This window comes from Niallia sp. NCCP-28, assembly GCF_023168165.1.
In the GTDB taxonomy this organism is placed as follows: domain Bacteria; phylum Bacillota; class Bacilli; order Bacillales; family Cytobacillaceae; genus Niallia.
The window spans coordinates 1-25,106 of the sequence record NZ_BQYJ01000003.1; the positions used below are offsets into that span (position 1 = coordinate 1).

A 25,106-nucleotide genomic window follows, 5' to 3' on the forward strand; every position below is an offset into this window, starting at 1 on the left:
GGATGAAAGAACATTTATGTCAGAAGGAACTGGGCATCCAATCGAAGAAATATTAAAATTCAGTCAGGATACTAGTCAATTAGCACAACAAAATAAAGAGTATGCTGATGGTTTAGGCAAAATAAGAAGAGATCAAAGTGTTCGAACTATGGAAGCACATGCAGAAATGAAGAATTTGTCTAATGCGAATGAATCAGCGCACCGAATAACTCCTTTATTTGAACAATTACAGCAAGTAACGGAAGGAAAAGCCTTCAATCGTTTTAGAAGTCAGTTTGCAAACACAAATTTTGCATCACAAGCTGCTAATAGTGAAAAAAACAGTAATAAGACTACTTTATTACAAGAAACTCCAACAAGCAGTAGTGGAATAATTAGGCAAACAAATGGAATGAATATAACAGAGAATACGGAACAAGAGCTGCCTATTCATGCGGGCACAAAAATAAATGAAGCAGCTAGTTTGCAGCCGAATTTGCAGTCAAATCAAAAAGAAGCAATGTCTCTGAATCAAACAATGGCGCTTGATACGGTACAATTAATTAATCCGCTGCTTTATCAAACATCTTCTCAAATGGCGGAAAGACGAGCAAATGAACACAATAAGGATGCCGTCATGGCAAATGGTTCACAAGCTCGTGCAAATGCAATTATAGATGAAGCTGCAATAAATTCAGGCCAGATAATGCATAGTGGACAGTCAATAAACCCATTTCATTACAAAACTTTTGTAGGAAGAGCAGATACCCAACTGAAAATTTCTAGTCAAGCAGTGAAGCCAGCAGAAGCAGCAACAGAAGGGGAAGAAACGCCATTCCAGCTAAATAACATCAAGTCATTGGTTTCGAGCATTGTAGATAAGTTGAATACAGCTGCAAAAAAAGAAGAAAAGCCAAATGCAATGTTTGCCAAAATGGTAAATCCACTAATGATAGGTTCCATAAAAAAAACAAATGATGTGGAAAGTGTTAGAATGGAAAGTATTAAACCGCTAGTGGAAAAGAATGAAACAGATGCCAAAACAATTGTTGTAGGACAAATGCAAACAGCAATCTCAGCAAAACAAGAACCATTAGTACTCTTAACAGCAAGCGGCAATCCAGTTTCAGCACATCAGTTGCGAGAACAATTAGAGAAGGTGCTTTCAAATGGAAAGTTTGTCAATAATGGGGATAATCAAACATTTACGCTAAGGTTAGCTCCAGATCATTTAGGTTCTATAAAAATAGAAATCTATCAAAAAGAAGGCAATATTTCAGCGAAAATCTTTACTGCTTCACAAGAAGCAAAAGACGTGTTGGAAACTCATTTAACAAGCATTAAACATACTCTTGGTTCGCAAAATGCTGTTGTAGATAAATTAGATATTTCGTATACTCCATCTCCTCAAGATAAAACGGCAAAAGATAATCAACAGCATCAGCAACAACAGCAAGAGCAGCAGCAAAAAGAAGAGCAGCCTTCCCAGCAGAAAGAGCGAGAAAAACAAAGAAAAACCTTTTTGGAAGAGCTTCTTAATATGGAATAAGTTGGAGGAGGTGAGAATATGGCGAATACAATTGATTCGTCCCTTTATTTAGCAAATTATCAAGAGCAAACAAAAGCAACTGGAAACTCTGCTCTAGGAAAAGACGACTTTTTGAAAATATTAATTACACAATTGCAAAACCAGGATCCAACTAAACCGTTAGAGGATAAAGATTTTATTGCACAAATGGCTACCTTTTCTTCTCTGGAACAAATGACCAATATGAATACAACGATGGAAAGTTTTATTACATTGCAGACACAATCCAATTTAATATCATATGGCCAATTTGTCGGCAAAGAAGTGAACTGGACGAAAACAGAAACAGATAATTCAGGTGCAGAAACGACAACTTCCGGAACAGGCAAAGTGGCATCTCTAGCCTATAAAAATGATAGTGTAGAATTTACATTAGAAGATGGCACAACTTTATCGCCTGCCAATATTTCTAGCATAAGTGCAGAAACAAGTAATTTGGCATCAGCAAGTCAACTGATTGGAAAGATTGTCACCTATTTAAATGATAATCAGGAAGAACAAAGCGCCGAAGTGAAATCCGTGTCGTCAAAAAATGGCGTGATGCAATACACGTTAAATGATGCAAACAACACACAAATCACTTCCAAGCAAATAACTAAAATTGAATAGGAAGTGATTGAAATGGATAAATCTGTTTATCCTGCTTTTCAATCACAAGCTGCCATAAAAAAAGGCGTAAATGCCATTAAATTTAAAAATAATGGGACATTTTCAGCGCATTTAAAGACATCTATTGACACATTTGATAAACTAAGCATCAGCAAACACGCCAATGAGCGCTTACAGCAACGAGGGATTGTGATTGATGAGACAAAATGGCAGCAAATAGAAGCGAAAGTTAAACAGGCAAGGCAAATGGGTGTAAAAGAATCATTAGTTCTTCTTAATGATGCTGCACTTATTGTCAGTGCCAAAAATAATACAGTTATTACTGCAATGGACAGACAAGAAGCAACCGAACAAATCTTTACAAATATAAATGGCACAATCGTTATGAATGAATAAATAAAAAAATCAGCTGGACCAATAATGGAAGCTGTCACTGTGGAAGGATAGAAGCAGTGAAATTGAAGGGAGAAAAAGCAAATGTTACGTTCATTATATTCAGGTGTTACAGGAATGAAAAACTTTCAAACAAAATTAGATGTTATCGGAAATAACATTGCAAACGTCAATACGTATGGTTTTAAAAAGGGAAGAGCAACATTCAGCGATTTAATCAGTCAAACAACAGCTGGTGCAACGGCTCCATCTACTACAACTAATGCTGGAGGGATGAATCCAAAGCAAATTGGTTTAGGTTCACAAGTGGCATCAGTTGATACAATTGCTACACAAGGAAGTATGCAGACAACTGGAAGAACCCTTGACTTATCACTTTCTGGTGAAGGATATTTTGTATTAGCAGGACCTGACGCTAATACACAATATTATACAAGAGCAGGTAATTTTTATTTAGATGCCGATCGAAATATTGTAAGTTCGAATGGATTGAAATTGCAGGTAACAGGGGGAATTACAGGAGATAATAATGGAGAACCTACTTCCTCAGGAAATGTTGTAGGTAGCACGGTAATCCCTACTGGTGCACAAAGTTTCAGTATCGGTTCTAATGGAATTATTACGTATATTAATGAAAATGGAGAAACTAGACAAGCCGGTCAAATTCTTCTTGCAAAAGTTTCTAATCCAGAAGGGTTAACAAAAGTAGGAGCAAATATGTATCAAACATCTGCAAACTCAGGAGGATTATCACAGCCAACAACTACCCAACTTGGTGGTCTGGTATTTTCAGGAGAAGACGGTACTGGTGCCATCAACAGCGGATACCTTGAAATGTCCAACGTGGATTTAACAGATGAATTTACAGAAATGATTGTTGGGCAAAGGGGCTTCCAATCTAACTCCAAAATTATTACAACATCTGATGAAATCTTGCAAGAACTGCTTAACTTAAAACGATAAGTAGAAGGGGGATTTAGAGGCTAGTGGATACTTATTCATTAGTCTCTAAAAAATAATTGATGATAACTGTAACACGATTAAATGGTAAAAAATTTAAATTGAATGCTTTGTTTATTGAAACAATTGAATTATTTCCAGATACAACAATTATGCTGTCAAATGGAAATAAATATGTTGTAAAAGAGACCGAGCAAGAACTGATGGAATTGATACATCAATTTTATCGATCTGTGAGCCTTTTCGGATTACCGAACTTGGGAGAGAAGCACAATGAAGAATAATAAAATACTTATGATTATGCTAATACTATTACTTACCATTGCCATTGTTGGTGCTGGAGCATTTTTTTATTTATGGAAGTATACTGGAGATCAAAAAGAAAAAGAGCCTTCTATTGATGAAGTGATTGAGTCCTCCGTAGATATTGAAGAAATGACCACAAATTTAGCAACTGATAATTTCATTAAAATATCATTTAAAATCCAAACAGACAGCAAAAAAGCAAAAGAAGAATTAGAAAAAAGGGATTTCCAAGTGAAAAATATTATAATTCAAGAGCTTTCGGAAAAAACTGTGGAAGATATGAAAGGGAAAAAAGGACAAATTACATTGGAGAATGATTTAAAAGAACAAATAAATGAGCACATGCAAGAAGGAAAAGTGATCCAGGTTTATATTACCAGTTCTCTACTTCAATAATGTAAAGTATTTAAGGCAGTGAAAAATTTTGTCTGAACCTAATCCGTGTTGGTTAATGGGGAAAATCAGGTTGATGAGTAGTATAAACTCCGTTTCCTCTTAGAAATAACGAGGACATACTGCCGTTAGACATGATAAATGATGGGATCATCATACTTAAGGGGTGAAGATTTTTTGTCAGGAGATGTACTATCCCAGAATGAAATAGATGCACTATTATCTGCTATAACTTCTGGTGAAATGGATGCAGAGGAGCTAAAAAAAGAGCAATTAGAAAAAAAGGTAAAAGTGTATGATTTTAAACGGGCACTCCGGTTTTCGAAAGATCAAATCAGAAGCTTAACACGCATACATGAAAATTTTGCTCGATTGCTGACGACGTTTTTCTCTGCACAGTTGCGAACATATGTACAATTTAATGTTGCTTCTGCTGATCAAATACCATATGAAGAATTTATTCGCTCGATTCCCAAAATGACTATATTGAATGTGTTTGATGTAGCACCTTTAAATGGACGAGTTCTTATGGAAGTAAATCCTAATATTGCATATGCAATGATGGATCGAATGATGGGCGGCAGAGGATCCAGCATTAATAAAGTAGAAAATTTAACAGAAATAGAAACAAAAATAATGTCTAATACCTTTGAAAATGCTTTTGACTATTTTCGGGAAGCAATGGAAGAGCTAGTTGATATTGAACCATCTTTAGAGGAATTTGAAGTAAATCCTCAATTTTTGCAAATGGTTTCTCCAAATGAAACTGTTGTGGTTATTTCGTTAAATACGACAATCAGCGATACAAGCGGAATGATTAATATTTGCATTCCTCATGTTGTATTAGAACCGATTATCCAAAAATTATCTGGACATTATTGGATGCAAACAGAAAAAAAGGCTCCAGAACCTGAAGTGATAAAAGGACTAGAAAATAATGTAAAAAAATCAGTTATCCCGTTATCAGCACAATTGGGAACTTCAGAAATCTCCATACAGGATTTTTTAATGCTGGATGTTGGCGATGTTATAGAAATGAATCAAACAATAGAAGAACCTCTGCTTATTAAAGTAGGAGATATTCCTAAATTTTATGGACAGCCAGGTAAAGTCAATAAAAAAATAGCTGTTCAAATTTTAGGGGCTTTAGAGAGGGGGAAAGAAGATGATGAGTAAAGATATGCTTTCACAAGATGAAATAGATGCTTTATTAAGAGGCGACGATATTGAAAAACCACAAACAGAATTAGTGGTAGAAGAGTATTTATCTGCAATGGAACAAGATGCTTTAGGGGAAATCGGCAATATATCATTTGGCAGTTCTGCTACTGCATTGTCTACTTTGTTGAATCAAAAAGTAGATATTACAACACCTAGTGTAGGTGTCGTTTTGAGAAATAGGCTTCCAGAAGAGTTCCCTCATCCATATGTGGCGATACGAGTAAATTATACAGAAGGTTTTTCAGGAATGAATTTATTAGTAATAAAGCAATCAGATGCCAGCATTATTGCTGATCTGATGCTTGGTGGTGATGGAATAAATCCATCAGAGGTAATGGGAGAAATCCAAATGAGCGCTGTTCAGGAAGCGATGAATCAAATGATGGGATCTGCTGCTACTTCTATGTCAACTATTTTTAATAAAAGAGTTGATATATCGCCGCCTACGATTGATATACTTGATTTAACACAAGGAGAAGGCACAGACAAGATTCCAGCAGATGATCTTTTTGTGAAAATATCCTTTCGTTTAAAAATTGGAACACTTATTGATTCAAAGATCATGCAATTATTGCAGCTGCCTTTCGCCAAAAAATTAGTAGAAGGCTTATTAAATACAGCAGATAGTACAGAAGAAGTTTCCAATCCATCCAATTTAGATTATAATTCTGTTTATGAGCCAAAAGAACCAACTGTGGAAGATGTTTTAGTCTCGCCTGCTTATTCGGAAGGCACTGGTGGAGGGTACAATCAATATGCTCCATTAAATCAAGCAGCTCAACCGACTGCTCCACAGCCAGTCAATCACCCAACGCAACATTTCGGGGCAAGTTTTCCGAATGGCTCACAACCGAATGTGCAACCAGCTGTATTTTCAAATTTTGAACCATTTACACCTGCAGAACCGGAGACAAAAAATTTAAATATGCTGCTGGATATTCCTCTTCAAGTAACAGTAGAATTGGGACGAACCAAGCGCTCCGTAAAAGAAATTTTAGAATTAACAGCAGGTTCTATCATTGAATTGGATAAATTAGCAGGTGAGCCGGTCGATATATTGGTAAATAATCGTCTTGTTGCACAGGGGGAAGTAGTCGTTATTGATGAAAATTTCGGTGTAAGAGTAACCGATATTGTTAGTCAAAGCGATCGTTTAAATAAACTAAGATAATCATTATTTTAATGGGGGTAGAGATTTATGGCACAAAAGATTTTAATAGTGGACGATGCAGCATTTATGCGCATGATGATTAAAGATATACTATCAAAAAATGGATATGAAATTGTTGGGGAAGCTGCTGATGGCATGCAGGCAATCGAAAAATACAAAGAAACACAGCCAGATTTAGTTACGATGGATATTACAATGCCCGAAATGGATGGCATTACAGCATTAAAAGAAATCAAAAAAATTAATCCGAATGCTAAAATAATTATGTGTTCTGCGATGGGGCAGCAAGCGATGGTAATAGATGCCATTCAGGCGGGAGCAAAAGACTTTATTGTGAAACCATTTCAAGCAGACCGTGTATTAGAAGCTATTAGCAAAACATTGGGTTAAGTTAAAAAAAGTAGAGGGTGCCTTTAGTGGATAGATTAAAGTATTTATTTACAAGTTCACTACTCATTTTTGTTCTCATAGGCTTGGGAAATCAAGCCTATGCAGAGCAGCTTGATAATAGTGTTCATGATATGTTTGAAGACTCAACAAGTGATGAAAAAGAGAGCACAAAGGAAGGTCAGGGACAAACGCAAAAAGAAACAAATATAGCAAAAGATACTGCTAATATTGGAATTTCTTTTTTTGATATTGTCAAAATGGTATTTGCCACTGTGTTTGTTGTGGCACTTTTGTATGTCCTTTTAAAGTTTATTAATAAACGCAACCATTCTTATAAAAGCTCACAATTAATCGAGAATTTAGGCGGGACGTCTCTTGGAGCGAATCGTTCCATTCAAATTGTAAAGCTCGGAAAGCGCCTATTAGTTGTTGGGGTAGGAGAAAATATTCATTTAATTAAAGAAATCGAAGATGAAGCAGAGTATAAAGAGATTTTAGAGGACTATAATCGAAAAATGGATCAGTTGATTATTCCAAGCGATATTGTGACAAAGGTAATGGGGAAGGCAAATAGAACGCCAGCAGAAACAAATAATAATGCGCCTTTTGCTGCACATTTAAAAAAACAATTACAAGAAATTTCTAATCGCCGCAAAGAAGCATTGGGTGAAAAGGAAAAGAAAGGGTCAGAAAAAGATGAATGAATTTATGCAATTTTTTAATGACAGTTCTCCTGAAAATGTTTCTACTTCAGTACAGCTGTTATTATTGTTGACTGTCCTTTCTTTAGCACCGAGTATTTTGATTTTAATGACTTGCTTTACAAGAATTGTGATTGTTCTTTCCTTTGTCAGAACGGCGCTTGCGACCCAACAAATGCCGCCAAATCAAGTGATTGTTGGCTTATCTTTATTTTTGACTTTTTTTATTATGGCACCAACATTCCAAGAGGTGAATGATAAAGCTTTAACCCCTTTATTTAATGAAAAAATAACGTTGGAACAAGCCTATGATCGAGCAGCAGTGCCTTTTAAAGAATTTATGAGCAAACATACAAGACAAAAAGATTTGGCATTGTTTTTGGAATATTCTGGTGCCGAAAAACCTAAGTCTATTCAAGATATTCCCTTAACAACACTTGTTCCTGCTTTTGCTATTAGTGAGTTAAAAACAGCATTTCAGATTGGATTTATGATATTTATTCCCTTTTTGGTAATCGATATGATTGTTGCGAGTATTTTAATGTCGATGGGGATGATGATGCTTCCGCCGGTTATGATTTCCCTCCCATTTAAAATCTTGCTGTTTGTTCTTGTAGATGGCTGGTACTTGGTTGTTAAATCTTTATTAGAAAGTTTTTAAGAAGGTGTGAATTAGATGTCGCAAGAAATGGTTATATCCGTTGCAGAAAAGGGAATACTAACCGTACTAATTGTCAGTGGACCGTTGCTTATTATTGCATTAGTTGTAGGGCTAGTGATTAGTATTTTTCAGGCTACTACCCAAATACAAGAGCAAACTTTAGCTTTTGTTCCAAAAATAGTAGCAGTGCTCCTTGGAATTGTATTTTTTGGTTCCTGGATGCTAAGCCATATGCTCTCTTACACTGTTGATATATTTTCAAATTTAACAAGGTTTATAGGGTAATGAGAGATGATTGATTTTCTGCCGAAATTTCCAAGCTTTTTACTTGTATTAGTGCGTGTTACATCATTTTTTCTTATGCTCCCTTTATTCTCTTATCGGACGATTCCAACAAATCATAAGATAGGTTTAGGGTTTTTTCTTTCCATTCTTATTTTTTTTAATCTGGATGCTCCTGTCTTAACCATTGATGGTACATATTATTTACTTATTTTAAAAGAAGCGCTCGTAGGATTGTTTATTGGTTTTTTGGCTTATATGCTATTTTCTGCCGTCCAGATTGCTGGAGGCTTAATTGACTTTCAAATGGGATTTGCGATGGCAAATGTTATGGATCCGCAAACAGGAGCCCAAAGTCCTCTTACAGGGCAATACTTAAATATTGTGGCCTTATTTTTTTTATTGTCGGTAAATGGTCATCATCTTTTATTGGACGGCATTTATTACAGTTATCAATTTATTCCATTGGATCAAGCATGGATAGCGTTTGGACAGGAGAATGTCTCCCTATATTTAATAAAGTCGTTTTCTGTTATGTTTGCTGTTGCTTTTCAAATGTCTATCCCAGTTGTAGCTAGTATTTTTTTGGTGGATGTAGCTTTGGGAATAGTAGCAAGAACAGTTCCTCAATTAAATATTTTTGTTGTTGGTGTGCCGATAAAAATTATTGCTGGGTTAGTGATATTAATGATTGTAATGGGTGTATTAATGGCATCTGTTTCCAATCTTTTTACAACTATTCTTAACGCAATGCGGGGAATAATGAACATATTGGGAGGTTCATAATGTGAAGCTTCTAGTTTTAGATTTACAGTACTTTGCGGGAGAAAAAACAGAAAAAGCAACGCCGAAAAAAAGACAAGATACACGCAAAAAGGGACAAGTTGCCAAAAGTCAAGATGTTAATACGGCAATTGTATTAATTGCAGTGTTTGCTGTTCTGTATTTTACAGGCAGCTATATGCTTAAAGGGTTTGTTTCTTTAATGAATCATTCTTTGCAAGACGTTTTATTGATCAATATAACAGATGAATCTATTAAGGGAATACTTGTAGATGTTTTAAAAGAAATGGCCTTATTACTGATTCCTATTTTGGCTGCTGCCTTGGTAGGAGGACTTATTAGCAATTATATGCAAGTTGGAATTATGTTTTCAACAGAAACCATTCAATTTAAATTGGATAAAATTAATCCTTTATCTGGATTTAAACGAATATTTTCCATGAGATCAATTGTTGAATTATTAAAATCAATCTTAAAAATAAGCATCATTGGCATCATTACATTTGCTGTATTATGGTCTAAATTTAGTGAACTTCTTGTTTTATCACAAAAATCAACTTATTCCATATTAATCACATTGGCTAAATTAACGGTGCAGATGGGATTATATGCGTCAGGAGCTTTATTATTTTTATCGCTGCTGGATTTTATGTACCAGCGTTATGATTATGAAAAAAATATTCGAATGTCAAAGCAAGATATTAAAGATGAATATAAAAATATGGAAGGGGATCCATTAATAAAATCCAAAATTAAGCAGCAGCAGAGAGAGATGGCCATGAGAAGAATGATGCAGGACATTCCTGCTGCAGATGTTGTTATAACGAATCCGACTCATTACGCTATTTGTTTAAAATATGATGAGGATAAATATGATGCACCATATGTTGTGGCAAAAGGAGTAGACTTTGTTGCTCAAAAAATAAAGTTGATCGCAAAGGAAAATGATGTGGCAATAGTAGAGAATCGCCCACTTGCACGAGCTTTATATAGTCAAGTGGAAATTGGCGATATCGTTCCAGAAGAATTTTTTAAAGCAGTAGCAGAAGTGCTCGCATTTGTTTATCGTACAAGAAATGAAAAAATATAAAGGTTTTTCTGGGGGCTTATTTCATAGACATTCATTTTTGAGGTTGGAATTGCCCTTTTATTAATATTAAATGAAAAGATAGGACGATAAGCAAGAAATGATGGAAGTGTGACTAGTTAGGAGCGAAACATATGTCTGGTAGAGACTTAACGGTAGTATTTAGTGTTATTTTAATTGTGGCCATGCTGATCATCCCTTTTCCGACGTGGCTTTTAAGCATATTAATTCTTTTAAATATTTCTTTGGCCTTACTAATATTATTATTGACTATGAATATGCAGGAGCCATTAGAATTTTCTATTTTCCCATCCTTGTTATTATTGATGACATTGTTTCGTTTAGGATTAAATGTATCGACTACCAGATCCATTTTGTCCACAGGCGATGCTGGGGGAGTAGTCCATACTTTTGGCACATTTGTAGTTGGAGGAAACATCGTTGTAGGATTAGTTGTCTTTTTAATATTAATTATTATTCAATTTGTTGTTATTACTAAGGGGTCGGAGCGTGTTTCAGAAGTTGCGGCAAGATTTACATTAGATGCAATGCCAGGAAAGCAAATGAGCATTGATGCTGATTTAAATGCAGGCATGATTTCTGAGAAAGAAGCAAGAGCAAGACGGGAAAAAGTAAGCAGAGAAGCGGATTTTTACGGTTCAATGGATGGAGCAAGCAAATTTGTTAAAGGAGATGCTATTGCGGGTATTATCATTGTTTTTATTAACTTGATTTTTGGAATAGTGATTGGCATGACCCAGTTGGATATGGCTGCTGGGGATGCTGCAAATCACTTTTCTTTATTATCAGTAGGAGACGGCATAGTAAGTCAAATACCTGCATTATTAATTTCAACTGCAACTGGGATTGTGGTAACAAGAGCTGCTTCTGATGGTAATTTAGGCTTAGATATTACGAAGCAATTACTGTCTTATCCGAAAATGCTTTATGTAGCAGGAGGAACTATTTTTCTATTAGGGATCGTTACACCCATTAATGATTTAATGACAATCCCAATTGCAGGGTTATTATGTTTTGGTGGATATCAACTATCAAAAGCGCCAAAGGAAAATTTAGAAGAAATCCAGGAGATGGAGGAAGAAGCCCAGACAGAAGAATTAAAGAGTCCAGAAAATGTTGTATCATTGCTTAATGTTGATCCGATTGAATTTGAATTTGGTTATGGATTAATCCCTCTTGCAGATGCCAATCAAGGTGGAGATCTTTTAGATCGTGTTGTCATGATCAGAAGACAACTGGCAATTGAATTAGGACTTATTATTCCTGTTGTCCGCATTCGAGATAATATTCAGCTGCAGCCAAATGAATATCGATTAAAAATTAAAGGAAATGAAATGGCGCGGGGAGAGCTTCTGCTTGACCACTATTTAGCGATGAGCCCTGGAATGGAGGATGATTCCATTGAAGGAATCGATACGATTGAACCTTCTTTTGGCTTGCCTGCAAAATGGATAACAGAAAAAGTAAAAGAACAGGCAGAAATCTTTGGATATACTGTAGTAGATCCTCCTTCTGTTGTTTCAACGCATATTACAGAAGTGATAAAAGCAAATGCACATGAATTATTAGGAAGACAAGAAACGAAACAATTAGTAGATCATGTAAAAGAATCCTATCCGATTTTAATTGAAGAAGTGACTCCAAATCCATTGTCGATCGGGGATATTCAAAAAGTATTGGCAAAATTATTAAAAGAACATGTATCAATCCGCAATTTGCCGATAATCTTTGAAACATTGGCTGATTTTGGGAAACTGTCAAGTGATACAGATTTGCTTGCGGAATATGTAAGACAAGCATTGGCACGGCAAATAACCAATCAGTATACAGCAAAAGGGAGTTCGTTAAAGGTTATTACTTTGTCAGGAAGAGTAGAGAAATTAATAGCAGATAATATTCAGCAAACAGAACATGGCAATTATTTAGCGATTGATCCAGGAGCGTCTCAAGCAATATTAGAAGCAATCGCAAATCAAGTCGAACAGCTTTCCATCATGGAGCAAATTCCGATTATATTATGTTCGCCGGCAGTAAGAATGTATGTAAGACAATTGACAGAGCGGTATTTTCCGCAAGTGCCGATTTTATCTTATAACGAATTAGAAGCAGATGTAGAAGTGCAGAGTGTAGGGGTGGTGAATGTCGATTGAAGATAAAAAAATTTATTGCACCAAGTATGCCAGAAGCTATGAAGCAAGTAAGAGAGCAACTAGGGTCGGAAGCTGTAATATTGCACTCAAAGGTAATTTATACAGGCGGATTTTTAGGCGTGTTCAAAAAAAGAAATATTGAAGTATTAGCAGCGATTGATCCGGAAATGAAACAAGAAGAAGTTCAAAGGAACATGGATAAAATAAATACTCCGCCAAATTCATTTTTTGTTACTAAAACTAACGATTTAAAAGAAAACGAGATAAAGTCAAGCGTAGAGAAACCAGATCAAGTATTAAAGCAGCTGAATGAACTAAAACGTGCCGTAAAAGAAATATCTGAACATAATGCAGCAAATCATTTAACTATCCCTAGTGCAGTACTTGAAGTATTGGCTGTGCTGGAAAAGCAAGAAATCGATAAAGAAATAAGAGAAACTATTTTAGCGAATGTTATGGAGAAGTGGTATGTAGAAGGGGGCAGCAAAACAGTAGCAGAGGTAAAAATGTGGATAAGAGACATGCTGCTGGAAAAATTGTCGCCATACTCTTTTGGAGATATTACCTACAGCAAAAAATATATTAATGTCATTGGGCCAACAGGGGTAGGAAAAACTACTACTTTAGCCAAAATGGCTGCAGAATTAATGTTGAAGCATCAGAAGAAAATTGGTTTTATTACAACAGATACGTACCGGATTGCAGCGATTGAGCAGCTTAAAACATATGCAAATATTTTAAACGTTCCTTTAGAAGTGTGCTATAACTTAGATGATTTTGAAAATGCCACAAAAAAATTAGCTATGTGCGATATTATTTTAATTGATACAGCAGGAAGAAATTTCCGAAATCAAAAGTATGTTGAAGATTTGCAAAAAGTAGTCGATTATAAAAGAGAGATGGAAACATTGCTTGTTTTATCTTTAACAGCAAAACAAAGGGATATGGAAGTAATTTATCAGCAATTTTCAACTATGCGTATTGATCATTTTATTTTTACAAAAATAGATGAAACATCTGCCATTGGGAGCATGCTAAATTTAATTATGAAATATAAAAAAGGCGTTGCATATATCACAACAGGACAAAATGTTCCAGAAGATATGCTTGCAGCAACTCCCCATGAGATTGTAAATAGGATAATCGAGGTCGAATAATATGACAGATCAAGCTGCAAATTTACGTGAAAGATTTAAAAATCAACGTATTCGAAAGCAAAAAACAATAGCTGTTGTGAGTGGAAAGGGAGGAGTTGGGAAATCTAACTTTTCTCTTAATTTTTCCCTTTCTTTAATAAAAAAGGGATATTCCGTTCTGTTAGTAGATATGGATATTGGAATGGGCAATATCGATATTCTAATGGGAACACAAACCAATGCTACCATTGTTGATTACTTTGAAAATAATACGCCTTTATCAGAAATTATTAATCAAGGAAAAGAAGGCATTCATTTTATTGCAGGTGGATCTGGTTTAACTAAGTTTGTCCATATGGAGCATAAAGATCTGGGGAAATTTTTTTATGATTTCACAAATGTATTAAACATGTATGATTATGTCTTGTTCGATATGGGAGCAGGAATCAGCACAGATTCTTTAAAATTCATTCTTTCTGCAGATGAAGTAATGGTCATTACGACACCAGAACCGACTTCCATAACAGACGCATATGCAACGATGAAATTTATTCATTTACATAAAAAGGATATGCCTTTTTATTTGATAATTAATCGAACAATAACAAGTACAGACGGCATGGAAACTTTTCAGAAGCTAAAAAATGTATTGAATCGTTTTCTTGGAAAAGAAGTATTATGTTTAGGAATGATACCTGAAGATCAGAGTGTCGTAAAGGCTGTTAGAAGTCAAATTCCTTTAGTTTTCTTTAATGAAAAGTCAACAGCCGCTAAAGCATTGTTTGAAATTGCCGATAGATATTGTAAACAACAGTTTTCTGAACTAACGACAATAAATAAACCTCCATTTGTGACAAAATTAAAGAGGTTTTTGTTTGAAAGGTAGTGCGTTAACATGGAAAAAATAAAAGTGTTAATAGTGGATGATTCGGCATTTATGCGCAAGCTTATTACCGATTTTCTTTCAGAAGATCCTCGCATTACAGTTATTGCTACAGCAAGAAACGGTGAAGACGGAATTAAGAAAATTAAAGAACTAAAACCTGATGTTGTAACATTAGATGTAGAAATGCCAGTTCTTAATGGCATTGCCGCATTAAAACGGATTATGGAAGAAAACCCGGTTCCCGTTATTATGCTTTCTAGCACAACGCTTGAAGGGGCAGATAATACCCTCCATGCGATGCAGATAGGTGCCATTGATTTTATTGCAAAACCATCTGGATCCATTTCTCTCGATTTATATAAAGTAAAAAAGGAATTAGTGGATAAAGTAGTTTCTGCAAGTTCAGTAAAGGTAAAAACGATTTTAAATTTGCCGCATAAGGGACAAAGTACTATTATTCCTCAACGAAATTATAGTAAAATAGAACCACGAGACGAAAAGAAGCAAAATCAAAAGTCTTTCGCTACAGAAAAGTGGAACAGCAATAAACAAAAGCTTATACTTATTGGAACATCTACAGGGGGGCCTAGAGCGCTTCAGCATGTTATTACCAAACTGCCAAGAGATATTAATGCGGCTATACTAATTGTACAGCATATGCCGCCAAATTTTACAAAGTCACTTGCAAGCCGGTTAGATTCTCTTTCGGAGATAACGGTAAAGGAAGCTGTGCACGGAGAATTTATTCACAGAGGTGTAGCATATATTGCTCCTGGCGGATTTCATTTGAAAGCAAAGTCTATTGGCAGAAATATTGCTGTCCATCTTGATCAGACTGTACCAATTAATGGTCACAGACCGTCTGTGGATGTTATGTTTCAATCCGCAAGCACGATCAATAATTATGAAAAAATTGCCGTTATAATGACTGGAATGGGCTCAGATGGAAAAAATGGACTAGTGGAATTAGCTAGTCAGGGTGAAATAAAAGCAATTGCAGAATCAAAAGAAACCTCGATTGTATTTGGAATGCCAAAAGCGGCGATTGCAACTAATTATATTAATAATATCGAGAATGTAGAAAATATTGCAGAGACAATCATGAAATATGTATAACGCCAAGGGGTGTGAAGCAAGTGGAGATGAATCAATATTTAGAAGTTTTTATCGAAGAAAGCAAGGAGCATTTGCAAGCATGCAATGAACATTTGCTGGAATTGGAGAAAAACCCAGGAAATATTCAAATAGTAAATGAAATATTCCGTTCTGCCCATACACTAAAAGGTATGTCTGCAACAATGGGATATGAGGATTTAGCAAGTCTTACTCATCAAATGGAGAATGTCCTTGATGCCATTCGTAATCAAAAGATTGCATTTACACCTGAAATATTGGATGTGATTTTTTTAGCAGTAGATGACTTAGAAGCAATGATAGCATCGATTGAAACAGGTGGAGACGGAAAAAAGAATGTAGAGAGTGTAGTCAAAAAATTGGCTGCTATTGAAAAGGGTGAAGTTATCTTTGATGTAGCGGCTGAAGAAGTTGCAGCAACTGTTGCAGTAGAAGAAAAAAATGCTGCTGCAAGCTATGATGATTTTGAAATAACAGTAATGAAGCAATCATCTGAACAAGGATTTTTCCCTTATGAAATCAGCGTTACTTTAAGACAAGATTGCTTATTAAAGGCAGTAAGGGTATTTATGATATTTGAGGCATTAGAAAGCTTAGGCGAAGTAATTAAAGCTAATCCTTCGGTGGAAGAATTAGAGGAAGAGAAATTTGATGATAGTTTTATTATCACATTTATTTCAAAAGAAGATGCGGATGGCATTAAAGCGCGAGTTATGAAAGTTTCTGAAGTGGACAATGTGGAAGTTAAACCAGTTGTATTTTTAGAAGAAACAATTGTGAATCGAGAAAGCATTGTCCCAGCCAAAAGCAGTGACGCAGCAGAGAGTGAGTTAAAAGATACTTTCGAAAGTCAAACGCAGCAGGAAGAAAATAATCAAGAAGAAAAAGCGGCCACTGCGGTTTCTGCAAAACAATCAAGCAAAACAATTCGAGTAAATATTGAGCGACTAGATATCTTAATGAATCTATTTGAAGAATTAGTGATTGATAGAGGAAGATTAGAACAAATTTCCCAGGATTTAAAAGACCAAGAACTTCATGAAACAGTAGAAAGAATGTCTCGTACCACAGGAGATCTGCAAAATATTATTTTAAATATGAGAATGGTTCCTGTAGAAACGGTGTTTAATCGTTTTCCACGCATGGTTCGCCAGCTTGCAAGAGATTTAAATAAAAAAATCAACTTAGAAATAGTGGGAGCCGAAACAGAGCTAGATCGGACAGTAATTGATGAAATAGGCGATCCCCTTGTCCATCTTATTCGAAATGCTCTAGACCATGGCATTGAAACGCCAGAAATTCGTAGAGCCAGCAATAAAAATGAAGAAGGAACTGTCATATTAAGAGCATACCATAGCGGTAATCATGTTTTTATTGAGCTAGAAGATGATGGTGCAGGGATAAATAAAAAGAAGGTTTTAGAAAGAGCATTAAATAAAGGGATTATTTCAAAAGAAGCAGCTAATAGTTTAACAGATTCCCAGATAGCAGAATTAATTCTGGCTTCAGGCTTTTCAACTGCTGATAAAATCTCTGATATTTCAGGACGGGGTGTCGGATTAGATGTTGTAAAAAGCACTATTGAAGCGCTAGGCGGCAATATTACGATTGAATCACAAGAAGGAAAAGGCTCTTTATTTTCTATTCAGTTGCCATTAACACTTTCCATTATTTCTGTCATGCTAGTTGAAATTCAAGAAGAAAAATATGCAATTCCGCTTTCTTCTATTATAGAAACCGCTATTGTGAATAAAGAGGATGTATTGCAAGGGCATAATCAGACTGTCATTGATTTCCGAGGGAAAGTGGTCCCGCTTTTATTCTTAAAAGACTTATTTGAGGTTCCGGCAACAAAAGAAGAAGACGAATTTTATTCTGTAGTTATTGTTAGAAAAGGGGATAAATTGGCGGCTCTTGTGGTAGATTCCTTTATTGGCCAGCAAGAAGTTGTACTTAAATCATTGGGCAGCTATCTTTCCTACGCCTTTGCTATTTCTGGCGCTACTATTTTAGGAGATGGTCAAGTAGCGCTAATTGTGGACTGCAATGCACTAATTAAATAGTTAATAGGCTGATAGAAAGGGATGAAGATAATGGCAGAATCTGTGGCAACAGATGTAAAATTAATTATTTTTGAACTAAAAGGAAAAGAGTATGCAATTCCAGTGCATCAAGTTCGTTCGATTGAAAAGATGATGCATATTACACGCATACCAAATATCGCTCCATTTGTAAAAGGCGTCATAAATCTTCGAGGTGTGGTTACGCCAATTATTGATCTTCGTTTAAGATTTGGACTTGATGAGCTAGAATATTCTGATCGAACACGCATTATTATCATCACATTAAATGATATGGATGTAGGATTAATTGTAGATGGTGCAAATGATGTCGTAGATGTATATGAAGATACATTTGAACCATCTCCAGAAGCTGCTTTCGGCACAGAAGTAGACTATATAAATGGTGTGGTGAAATTAGAAAAAAGATTGCTGATTCTCGTGAATCTGGAAAAAGTTTTTGATAGGGAAATATTAAAAAATTATATGAGAAGTGAAGGGTAACAATGGCATTTATAGATAATATTCACTCCTTGCATATGGATGTATTAAAAGAAATAGGTAATATTGGAGCAGGACATGCTGCAACTTCGTTATCAAAACTGCTGAATAAAAAAATTGATATGCAAGTGCCAGATGTCCAAATTGTATCCTTTGACGAAATTATGGAATTGGCTGGCGGAAGCGAAAATATCGTGGCAGGAGTGTTCTTGAGAATTGAAGGGGATGTTTCTGGAAGCATGTTTTTTATGCTGCCTATTGAGCAAGCAACTAATTTTGTTAAAGACATGATTGGCGATGAATCAATAGATCTGCAGCAGCCTCCATTTGGTGAATTGCCCTTATCAGCCCTGCAAGAGTTGGGCAATATTTTATCTGGATCCTATTTATCCTCTTTATCAGATTTTACAAATTTGTCTTTGTATCCATCTGTACCTGCACTGGCCATTGATATGGCTGGTGCGATTGTAAGTTATGGCTTAATTGAATTGTCGCAAGTAAGTGACTATGCAATTGTTATTAATACAGCCATCAATGAAGAAAATACAAGTGTATCTGAAAGTGTTAATGGTCACTTTTTTTTGCTGCCCGACCCAACTTCTTTTCATATAATATTTAAGGCACTTGGAGTGACTATTGATGACTGAACAAATAACTGTTGTTAAAGTGGGTATTGCGGATATGAACATAATAAAAGTGCCAAATTTGATTAGAACATCTGGTTTAGGCTCTTGTGTTGGGGTTGTATTGTATGACCAATTAAGGGGGGTGGCAGGGTTAGCTCATATTATGCTCCCAGATTCCTCCTTATCAAAAACGACTCCAATAAATATAGCAAAATTTGCTGATACAGCTATTATTGCCCTTGTGAAAAAACTAGAAGGGCTAGGCGCTAAAAAAACAGCTTTAAAAGCAAAAATTGCAGGTGGCGCCCAAATGTTTCAATTTTCAGGAACAACTGACATCATGAGAATAGGTCCTAGAAATGTGGAAGCAGTAAAAAAGGAATTACAGCAATTGAATATTCAGATCTTTGCTGAAGATGTTGGAGGAAATAGTGGCAGAACAATTGAGTTTAATCCGGAAAACTGTCAGTTAACCATTCGAACTGTAAATAAAGGAACAAGCGTTTTGTAAAAACCGTTCTCGTTGGAGAATGGTTTTTTTAGGTTTATTTTTCTTCTCCATTTAAAAAGGGCATAATTATAAGATGTTTTATCACTAGCCTAATTCTTCAAAGTTTTTGGTTTTTACATATAAAATGGAGGAGCATCCAGCCTTTTCGTTGTTTTTCCATGAAAAGTGAAGGGTATTCAGGCTGGGTTTTAAGAATACCAATTTATACAAAAACCGCTTATTGATTATACAGATTAACATAATCTAAAAAAGATGGATTTCATAAAGTTTAATCTTGAATCTTTTGATAAAATAAAAAAGTGTACTGTTAGGACAAAACAATGGGTATATGTTACTTAACTATTAATTTAGTTGAAAATAAGATTAATGAGATAAATGTAAAGCAAACGGATCCTTTATTATGATATGAGGAATAATGCACTGTTTGGATGAAAAAGTAAAGTGTAAATGAATCTATGAAGTAATGGATTTTAATGGGAAAAAGATAAATCTGATTCTCAGCTAACAAAAAAGTTTTTGGTTATAATAAGATAACAGGGTATATAAATTGGATGGACTGCGATATCTAAAGTAGAGGAATAAACTGATGCAGTGCATGTTGTTTGTTAGGAGGAAATAGGATGGGCAATGAATTGACAACAGAAGATCAAAATGCCTGGAATTTATGGAGTGAAACAAGAGATGCTGATGCAGGCAATGTTTTAATCAAAAAATATATGCCTTTAGTCAGTTTTCATGTTCAGAGAATATCTGTAGGTCTTCCAAGAAGCGTTTCAAAAGAAGAGCTAAATAGCCTAGGGCTGATGGGACTTTATGATGCCTTAAAAAAATTTGATCCAAAAAGAGATTTGAAATTTGATACATATGCTTCGTTTCGGATAAGGGGCAGCATAATAGATGGATTAAGAAAAGAAGATTGGCTTTCAAGAGGCACGAGAGAAAAGTCAAAAAAAATCGAAGCGGCAATAGAAAAATTGGAACAGCAAAAAATGAGAAATATAACAATTGAAGAAGTTGCATCTGAATTGGATCTTACGCCAGAAGAAGTGTATACGACGATGAATGAACATTTTTTTGCAAATGTACTTTCCATTGACGAACAGCTAAATGACCAAGAGGAAAAAGAAGGATCGACCTATGCAATACGAGATGATAAAACAGCTATTCCAGAAGAGAAAATTGTAAAAGATGAATTAATTAAAGAAATGGTGGAGATGATTGAGCAATTAAATGAAAAAGAGCAATTGGTCATCAGCTTATTTTACAAGGAAGAGTTGACTTTAACAGAAATTGGACAAGTTATGAATCTTTCGACATCAAGAATTTCTCAAATCCATTCAAAGGCCATCTATAGATTAAGGCAATCTTTAGAAAAAATAATATAGGCAAGGACTGCTGTTAAATAAGAGCTGGCATAAAAAAGAGCAGAGTTTTTAGGGGAATACGAGAAGATAAATAATATAAAAACAAATAGTTCTAAAAAACAGAATTAAATGCGAGAGGGATTAGTTTGATTACTTTTTTATTGATTTTAAGCATTACTTTAAACATGTTGGCATTTTTATTCATTGCCCTTTTGTATATTAGACAAAATCGTTTTGTCACTATGGAAAAACAGCAAAAGCAAGTGATAAGGGAAATGGAAGAAATAATTTCGACTTTTATTGCAGAAGTAAAAGAAGAAAACGATCAATTTATTCAGAAGATTACGAAGGCGGAAGGGGAAAAGGCAAAAAAAGAAGAAGAAAACGTTAATATTCCCTTTGATTCCGCTGAGAAAAACAGAGGTAATCTTCCGAAAGGTCTACTTAATAAACAGATGGTAAAAGCATATAAAAATACAAATCAAAATAAAAAAAATCTAGAAGAAGATACGGCAGAAAATTTATTAGGGTTAATCAAACCTGATGCAGCAGAGGAAAAAACTTTGTTGGATCAAGCTGTCGATTTACAGAAACAAGGAAAAAAAATAGAGGAAATTGCTAAAATATTAAATAAAGGCAAAACAGAAATAGAATTATTGCTGAAATTTAGACAAAAATAGCAGGAATAACTTGATTGTCTTACTTACATATGCTATATTAACAACTGGTGTTAATACACACGCTTTTGGATTTAATCATTGGTGCTGTACGGCTGTACAGTTTTGATTAAAAATGAAAAAGGCGGAGGAAATCAAAACCATTAGGAGGAAAAAACATGTCAGTTATTTCAATGAAACAATTATTAGAAGCTGGTGTACATTTCGGTCACCAAACTCGCCGTTGGAACCCAAAAATGAAAAAATTCATTTTCACAGAGCGTAACGGCATCTATATTATCGACCTTCAAAAAACAGTTAAAAAGGTTGAGGAAGCTTACAACTATGTAAAAGAGCTTGCTGGTAACGGCGGAACTATTCTTTTCGTAGGAACAAAAAAACAAGCTCAAGATTCAGTTAAAGAAGAAGCTATCCGTTCTGGTCAATACTTTGTAAACCAACGCTGGTTAGGTGGAACTTTAACAAACTTTGAAACAATCCAAAAACGTATTGCACGTTTAAAAGATATCGAAAGAATGTCTGAAGACGGAACTTTCGAAGTGCTTCCTAAAAAAGAAGTAGTTCAATTGAAAAAAGAATTAGAGCGTTTAGAAAAATTCTTAGGCGGAATTAAAGACATGAAAAAAATTCCGGATTGCTTGTTTATTGTAGACCCACGCAAAGAGCGCATTGCTGTTGCTGAAGCACATAAATTAAACATTCCTATTGTAGGTATTGTTGATACAAACTGTGATCCAGATGAAATTGATGTTGTTATTCCTGCAAATGATGATGCAATCCGTGCTGTTAAATTATTAACTGCAAAAATGGCAGATGCTATTTTAGAAGCTAAACAAGGCGAAGAAGTAACTACTGCTTAATTTCCAAACGGATTTTGCATGTTGCAAAAAGATAAAAGGTGATAAAGGGAATCCCTCTTATCACCTTTTTTTAAAGAACACTGCTTAAAAAAGCCTATTATTGGATAAAAAAATAATACATATTCATACAAGGAGGATAACTACTATGGCTGTAACAGCTCAAATGGTTAAAGAACTACGTGAAAAAACTGGTGCTGGAATGATGGACTGCAAAAAAGCATTAACTGAAACTAATGGTGATATGGAGAAAGCGGTCGATTTCTTGCGTGAAAAAGGAATTGCAAGTGCTGCTAAAAAATCAGATCGTATTGCTGCTGAAGGTACAACTTATATTTCAGTAAACGGAAATGATGCAGTTATTCTTGAAGTAAACTCAGAAACAGATTTCGTTGCGAAAAACGAAGGTTTCCAAGTATTAGTTAAGGAATTAGCTGATCATTTATTACAAAATAAACCTGCATCTGTTGAAGAAGCGACTGCTCAAAACATCGTAGAAGGCACAACAGTAGAATCACATATCAATGCAGCAATCGCTAAAATTGGGGAAAAATTATCTTTACGCCGTTTTGAAATCAAAACAAAAACAGACAACGATGCATTTGGTGCATACCTTCATATGGGTGGACGCATCGGTGTGTTAACAGTTCTTGAAGGAACAACTGAGGATTCAGTTGCAAAAGATGTTGCAATGCACATCGCTGCATTAAACCCTAAATATGTTTCTCGCGATCAAGTTTCTCAAGAAGAAGTAGAGCATGAAAAAGAAGTATTAACACAACAAGCTTTAAATGAAGGAAAACCAGAAAAAATCGTTGCTAAAATGGTTGAAGGCCGTTTAGGCAAATATTTTGAAGATGTTTGTGTACTTGACCAAACTTTCGTGAAAAATCCTGACCAAAAAGTTCGCCAATTTGTAGAATCAAAAGGTGCTACAATTCGTGAATTTGTTCGTTATGAAGTAGGAGAAGGAATTGAAAAACGCGAAGATAACTTTGCAGAAGAAGTTATGAACCAAGTAAACAAAAAATAAATGAATGATAAAAGTTTTTTATAGGGAACACCATGGTGTTCCCTATTTTTCAAGATATTTAACTTAAGCGGAGGTTTTCATGAGTAATCCAAAATATAAACGTGTTGTTCTTAAATTAAGTGGTGAAGCATTAGCTGGAGAAGCAGGATTCGGCATCAATCCTGCGGTAATTAAAAATGTAGCTGAGCAAGTGAAAGAGGTAGCAGAGCTAGGTGTAGAAGCGGCTGTTGTTGTAGGCGGGGGAAATATTTGGCGCGGCAAAATCGGAGAAGAAATGGGAATGGATCGTGCTAATGCTGATTATATGGGCATGCTTGCAACGGTGATGAACTCATTAGCGCTTCAAGACAGTTTAGAACAGTTAGGAATTGAAACGCGTGTGCAAACATCCATTGAAATGAGACAGGTAGCAGAGCCATATATCAGAAGGCGCGCTATTCGTCATTTAGAAAAAAAACGCGTAGTTATTTTTGCTGCTGGAACTGGAAATCCTTATTTCTCCACAGATACAACTGCTGCTTTACGTGCTGCTGAAATAGAAGCAGAAGTAATCTTAATGGCGAAAAACAATGTGGATGGCGTTTATTCAGCTGATCCTCGTGTAGATAAAAATGCGACAAAATTTGATGAATTAACTTATTTTGATGTAATTAAAGATGGATTGGCGGTAATGGATTCAACCGCATCTTCTTTATGTATGGATAATGATATTCCTTTAATTGTCTTTTCTATTATGGAGAACGGCAATATAAAAAGAGCAGTTATGGGTGAAACAATTGGAACTCTAGTAAGGGGGAAAAAATAATGCCGAAACAAGTTATGGATCAAACAAAAGAAAAAATGAATAAAGCGATTCAAAGCTATTCACGTGAACTAGCAAGCATCCGTGCAGGAAGAGCAAATGCGGCTCTTTTAGATAGAATAACAGTTGATTATTACGGGGCGCCAACACCTGTTAATCAATTAGCAGGCATTAGCGTACCAGAAGCAAGGCTTTTGGTTATTCAACCATATGATAAAAGTATTCTTGGCGAAATTGAAAAAGCAATTTTAAAGTCTGACATTGGATTAAATCCATCTAATGATGGAAGTATAATTCGTTTATCGATTCCAATGTTAACAGAAGAACGCCGTAAAGAATTAGTGAAAAATGTAAAAAAAGAAGCAGAAGAAGCAAAAATAGCGATTCGCAATATTCGTCGTGATGGAAATGATGATTTGAAAAAGCTGGAAAAAAGTGGAGATATTACAGAAGATGCACTTCGTGGATATGGTGAAGATATTCAAAAATTAACGGATGAATTCATTGCAAAAGTGGATTCTTTAACAAAAGAAAAAGAAAAAGAAATCTTAGAAGTGTAAGGATTTTTCTTTAATTAGAACTTTCTTGTAGTGAAACGGCAAGCTTTGTTGTTAAAAAGAATAAGAATGCTAAATGGAGCAAAGATGATTTGGACAATTTAGTGTCAATAAATTTTTTACAACTAAAAAGAAAGTGGACGTTTGCAAATAGATTGAACCCTCTAATTTTAGGGGGTTTTTTAACTATTTGGAGCTGCTTGATAAAACTGATAGTTGCTTAGGCGCTATCCTATCCTTTAAGATATAAAGGGAAACTTCTATTAA

At 35.1% G+C, this 25,106-nt stretch carries 28 protein-coding genes; all 28 read left to right on the plus strand.

Features of this window, described 5'->3' with window-relative positions; genetic code table 11:
• Nucleotides 1–1,528, plus strand: a 1,528-nt coding sequence (locus tag NCCP28_RS09275; RefSeq protein WP_248561146.1) for a flagellar hook-length control protein FliK, incomplete at its 5' end; no start/stop codon positions are given.
• 18 nt (nt 1,529–1,546) lie between these two features.
• Nucleotides 1,547–2,176, plus strand: coding sequence for a flagellar hook assembly protein FlgD (gene flgD, locus NCCP28_RS09280; protein ID WP_248561147.1), 630 nt, complete (start codon nt 1,547–1,549; stop codon nt 2,174–2,176).
• 12 nt (nt 2,177–2,188) lie between these two features.
• Nucleotides 2,189–2,572 (plus strand): TIGR02530 family flagellar biosynthesis protein, encoded by a 384-nt coding sequence (locus NCCP28_RS09285; RefSeq protein ID WP_248561148.1) that lies wholly within the window; start codon nt 2,189–2,191, stop codon nt 2,570–2,572.
• 81 nt (nt 2,573–2,653) lie between these two features.
• Nucleotides 2,654–3,532, plus strand: a complete 879-nt coding sequence (flgG, locus tag NCCP28_RS09290; protein ID WP_248561149.1) for a flagellar basal body rod protein FlgG — start codon at nt 2,654–2,656, stop codon at nt 3,530–3,532.
• Between the two features lie 59 nt (nt 3,533–3,591).
• Nucleotides 3,592–3,813 (plus strand): flagellar FlbD family protein, encoded by a 222-nt coding sequence (locus NCCP28_RS09295; RefSeq protein WP_101175829.1) that lies wholly within the window; start codon nt 3,592–3,594, stop codon nt 3,811–3,813.
• Nucleotides 3,803–4,231, plus strand: coding sequence for a flagellar basal body-associated protein FliL (gene fliL / locus NCCP28_RS09300; protein WP_248561150.1), 429 nt, complete (start codon nt 3,803–3,805; stop codon nt 4,229–4,231). Before NCCP28_RS09295 ends, fliL begins: the two co-directional genes overlap by 11 nt.
• Before the next feature lie 174 nt (nt 4,232–4,405).
• Nucleotides 4,406–5,404 carry a flagellar motor switch protein FliM gene (gene fliM / locus NCCP28_RS09305; protein WP_248561151.1) on the plus strand — a complete coding sequence of 333 codons (999 nt, stop codon included), beginning with the start codon at nt 4,406–4,408 and terminating at the stop codon, nt 5,402–5,404.
• Entirely contained in the window at nt 5,394–6,620 is a 1,227-nt protein-coding gene (gene fliY / locus NCCP28_RS09310) for a flagellar motor switch phosphatase FliY (protein ID WP_248561152.1), read from the plus strand. The genes fliM and fliY overlap by 11 nt, the downstream gene beginning before the upstream one ends.
• A 27-nt stretch (nt 6,621–6,647) precedes the next feature.
• Entirely contained in the window at nt 6,648–7,010 is a 363-nt protein-coding gene (locus NCCP28_RS09315; protein WP_101175825.1) for a response regulator, read from the plus strand.
• Between the two features lie 26 nt (nt 7,011–7,036).
• Nucleotides 7,037–7,714, plus strand: coding sequence for a flagellar biosynthetic protein FliO (locus NCCP28_RS09320; protein ID WP_248561153.1), 678 nt, complete (start codon nt 7,037–7,039; stop codon nt 7,712–7,714).
• Nucleotides 7,707–8,372, plus strand: a complete 666-nt coding sequence (fliP, locus tag NCCP28_RS09325) for a flagellar type III secretion system pore protein FliP (RefSeq protein WP_248561154.1) — start codon at nt 7,707–7,709, stop codon at nt 8,370–8,372. The genes NCCP28_RS09320 and fliP overlap by 8 nt, the downstream gene beginning before the upstream one ends.
• A gap of 15 nt (nt 8,373–8,387) precedes the next feature.
• Nucleotides 8,388–8,657: a flagellar biosynthesis protein FliQ gene (gene fliQ, locus NCCP28_RS09330; protein WP_248561155.1), complete on the plus strand. Its 270-nt coding sequence runs from the start codon at nt 8,388–8,390 to the stop codon at nt 8,655–8,657.
• Between the two features lie 6 nt (nt 8,658–8,663).
• On the plus strand, nt 8,664–9,440 hold the full coding sequence (gene fliR, locus NCCP28_RS09335; protein WP_248561156.1) for a flagellar biosynthetic protein FliR: 777 nt from the start codon (nt 8,664–8,666) through the stop codon (nt 9,438–9,440).
• 1 nt (nt 9,441) lies between these two features.
• The gene (gene flhB / locus NCCP28_RS09340) at nt 9,442–10,527 is read left to right on the plus strand and encodes a flagellar biosynthesis protein FlhB (RefSeq protein WP_248561157.1); all 1,086 of its coding nucleotides are present in this window, start codon (nt 9,442–9,444) and stop codon (nt 10,525–10,527) included.
• Nucleotides 10,528–10,658: 131 nt separating this feature from the next.
• Nucleotides 10,659–12,695 (plus strand): flagellar biosynthesis protein FlhA, encoded by a 2,037-nt coding sequence (flhA, locus tag NCCP28_RS09345; protein WP_248561158.1) that lies wholly within the window; start codon nt 10,659–10,661, stop codon nt 12,693–12,695.
• On the plus strand, nt 12,692–13,852 hold the full coding sequence (gene flhF, locus NCCP28_RS09350; protein ID WP_248561159.1) for a flagellar biosynthesis GTPase FlhF: 1,161 nt from the start codon (nt 12,692–12,694) through the stop codon (nt 13,850–13,852). Before flhA ends, flhF begins: the two co-directional genes overlap by 4 nt.
• A gap of 1 nt (nt 13,853) precedes the next feature.
• Entirely contained in the window at nt 13,854–14,717 is an 864-nt protein-coding gene (locus tag NCCP28_RS09355) for a MinD/ParA family protein (protein ID WP_248561160.1), read from the plus strand.
• Between the two features lie 9 nt (nt 14,718–14,726).
• Entirely contained in the window at nt 14,727–15,833 is a 1,107-nt protein-coding gene (locus NCCP28_RS09360) for a protein-glutamate methylesterase/protein-glutamine glutaminase (protein ID WP_248561161.1), read from the plus strand.
• Nucleotides 15,834–15,853: 20 nt separating this feature from the next.
• Nucleotides 15,854–17,914 carry a chemotaxis protein CheA gene (locus tag NCCP28_RS09365; RefSeq protein WP_248561162.1) on the plus strand — a complete coding sequence of 687 codons (2,061 nt, stop codon included), beginning with the start codon at nt 15,854–15,856 and terminating at the stop codon, nt 17,912–17,914.
• A gap of 30 nt (nt 17,915–17,944) precedes the next feature.
• The gene (locus tag NCCP28_RS09370) at nt 17,945–18,415 is read left to right on the plus strand and encodes a chemotaxis protein CheW (RefSeq protein WP_248561163.1); all 471 of its coding nucleotides are present in this window, start codon (nt 17,945–17,947) and stop codon (nt 18,413–18,415) included.
• A gap of 2 nt (nt 18,416–18,417) precedes the next feature.
• Nucleotides 18,418–19,059 carry a chemotaxis protein CheC gene (locus tag NCCP28_RS09375; RefSeq protein WP_248561164.1) on the plus strand — a complete coding sequence of 214 codons (642 nt, stop codon included), beginning with the start codon at nt 18,418–18,420 and terminating at the stop codon, nt 19,057–19,059.
• Entirely contained in the window at nt 19,052–19,549 is a 498-nt protein-coding gene (locus tag NCCP28_RS09380) for a chemotaxis protein CheD (RefSeq protein ID WP_248561165.1), read from the plus strand. The genes NCCP28_RS09375 and NCCP28_RS09380 overlap by 8 nt, the downstream gene beginning before the upstream one ends.
• Before the next feature lie 620 nt (nt 19,550–20,169).
• A complete protein-coding gene (locus NCCP28_RS09385; protein WP_248561166.1) occupies nt 20,170–20,934 on the plus strand; it encodes a FliA/WhiG family RNA polymerase sigma factor in 765 nt (254 codons plus the stop codon).
• 125 nt (nt 20,935–21,059) lie between these two features.
• Nucleotides 21,060–21,593 carry a hypothetical protein gene (locus NCCP28_RS09390; RefSeq protein ID WP_248561167.1) on the plus strand — a complete coding sequence of 178 codons (534 nt, stop codon included), beginning with the start codon at nt 21,060–21,062 and terminating at the stop codon, nt 21,591–21,593.
• A gap of 155 nt (nt 21,594–21,748) precedes the next feature.
• Nucleotides 21,749–22,450: a 30S ribosomal protein S2 gene (gene rpsB, locus NCCP28_RS09395; RefSeq protein ID WP_248561168.1), complete on the plus strand. Its 702-nt coding sequence runs from the start codon at nt 21,749–21,751 to the stop codon at nt 22,448–22,450.
• Between the two features lie 145 nt (nt 22,451–22,595).
• Nucleotides 22,596–23,480, plus strand: coding sequence for a translation elongation factor Ts (gene tsf / locus NCCP28_RS09400; RefSeq protein ID WP_248561169.1), 885 nt, complete (start codon nt 22,596–22,598; stop codon nt 23,478–23,480).
• Between the two features lie 79 nt (nt 23,481–23,559).
• On the plus strand, nt 23,560–24,285 hold the full coding sequence (pyrH, locus tag NCCP28_RS09405) for a UMP kinase (RefSeq protein WP_101175808.1): 726 nt from the start codon (nt 23,560–23,562) through the stop codon (nt 24,283–24,285).
• Nucleotides 24,285–24,842 carry a ribosome recycling factor gene (frr, locus tag NCCP28_RS09410; RefSeq protein WP_248561170.1) on the plus strand — a complete coding sequence of 186 codons (558 nt, stop codon included), beginning with the start codon at nt 24,285–24,287 and terminating at the stop codon, nt 24,840–24,842. Before pyrH ends, frr begins: the two co-directional genes overlap by 1 nt.
• Nucleotides 24,843–25,106: the final 264 nt, after the last annotated feature.

Coding starts and splice junctions, on each gene's coding strand:
- NCCP28_RS09360 (WP_248561161.1), top strand. CDS start 14,727: ATGGAAAAAATAAAAGTGTTAATAGTGGATGATTCGGCATTTATGCGC.
- NCCP28_RS09315 (WP_101175825.1), top strand. CDS start 6,648: ATGGCACAAAAGATTTTAATAGTGGACGATGCAGCATTTATGCGCATG.
- NCCP28_RS09380 (WP_248561165.1), top strand. CDS start 19,052: ATGACTGAACAAATAACTGTTGTTAAAGTGGGTATTGCGGATATGAAC.
- flgG (WP_248561149.1), top strand. CDS start 2,654: ATGTTACGTTCATTATATTCAGGTGTTACAGGAATGAAAAACTTTCAA.
- flhA (WP_248561158.1), top strand. CDS start 10,659: ATGTCTGGTAGAGACTTAACGGTAGTATTTAGTGTTATTTTAATTGTG.
- NCCP28_RS09285 (WP_248561148.1), top strand. CDS start 2,189: ATGGATAAATCTGTTTATCCTGCTTTTCAATCACAAGCTGCCATAAAA.
- NCCP28_RS09375 (WP_248561164.1), top strand. CDS start 18,418: ATGGCATTTATAGATAATATTCACTCCTTGCATATGGATGTATTAAAA.
- fliR (WP_248561156.1), top strand. CDS start 8,664: ATGATTGATTTTCTGCCGAAATTTCCAAGCTTTTTACTTGTATTAGTG.
- flgD (WP_248561147.1), top strand. CDS start 1,547: ATGGCGAATACAATTGATTCGTCCCTTTATTTAGCAAATTATCAAGAG.
- NCCP28_RS09370 (WP_248561163.1), top strand. CDS start 17,945: ATGGCAGAATCTGTGGCAACAGATGTAAAATTAATTATTTTTGAACTA.
- NCCP28_RS09355 (WP_248561160.1), top strand. CDS start 13,854: ATGACAGATCAAGCTGCAAATTTACGTGAAAGATTTAAAAATCAACGT.
- tsf (WP_248561169.1), top strand. CDS start 22,596: ATGGCTGTAACAGCTCAAATGGTTAAAGAACTACGTGAAAAAACTGGT.
- fliQ (WP_248561155.1), top strand. CDS start 8,388: ATGTCGCAAGAAATGGTTATATCCGTTGCAGAAAAGGGAATACTAACC.
- fliP (WP_248561154.1), top strand. CDS start 7,707: ATGAATGAATTTATGCAATTTTTTAATGACAGTTCTCCTGAAAATGTT.
- rpsB (WP_248561168.1), top strand. CDS start 21,749: ATGTCAGTTATTTCAATGAAACAATTATTAGAAGCTGGTGTACATTTC.
- NCCP28_RS09385 (WP_248561166.1), top strand. CDS start 20,170: ATGGGCAATGAATTGACAACAGAAGATCAAAATGCCTGGAATTTATGG.
- frr (WP_248561170.1), top strand. CDS start 24,285: ATGCCGAAACAAGTTATGGATCAAACAAAAGAAAAAATGAATAAAGCG.
- NCCP28_RS09295 (WP_101175829.1), top strand. CDS start 3,592: ATGATAACTGTAACACGATTAAATGGTAAAAAATTTAAATTGAATGCT.
- fliL (WP_248561150.1), top strand. CDS start 3,803: ATGAAGAATAATAAAATACTTATGATTATGCTAATACTATTACTTACC.
- pyrH (WP_101175808.1), top strand. CDS start 23,560: ATGAGTAATCCAAAATATAAACGTGTTGTTCTTAAATTAAGTGGTGAA.
- fliY (WP_248561152.1), top strand. CDS start 5,394: ATGATGAGTAAAGATATGCTTTCACAAGATGAAATAGATGCTTTATTA.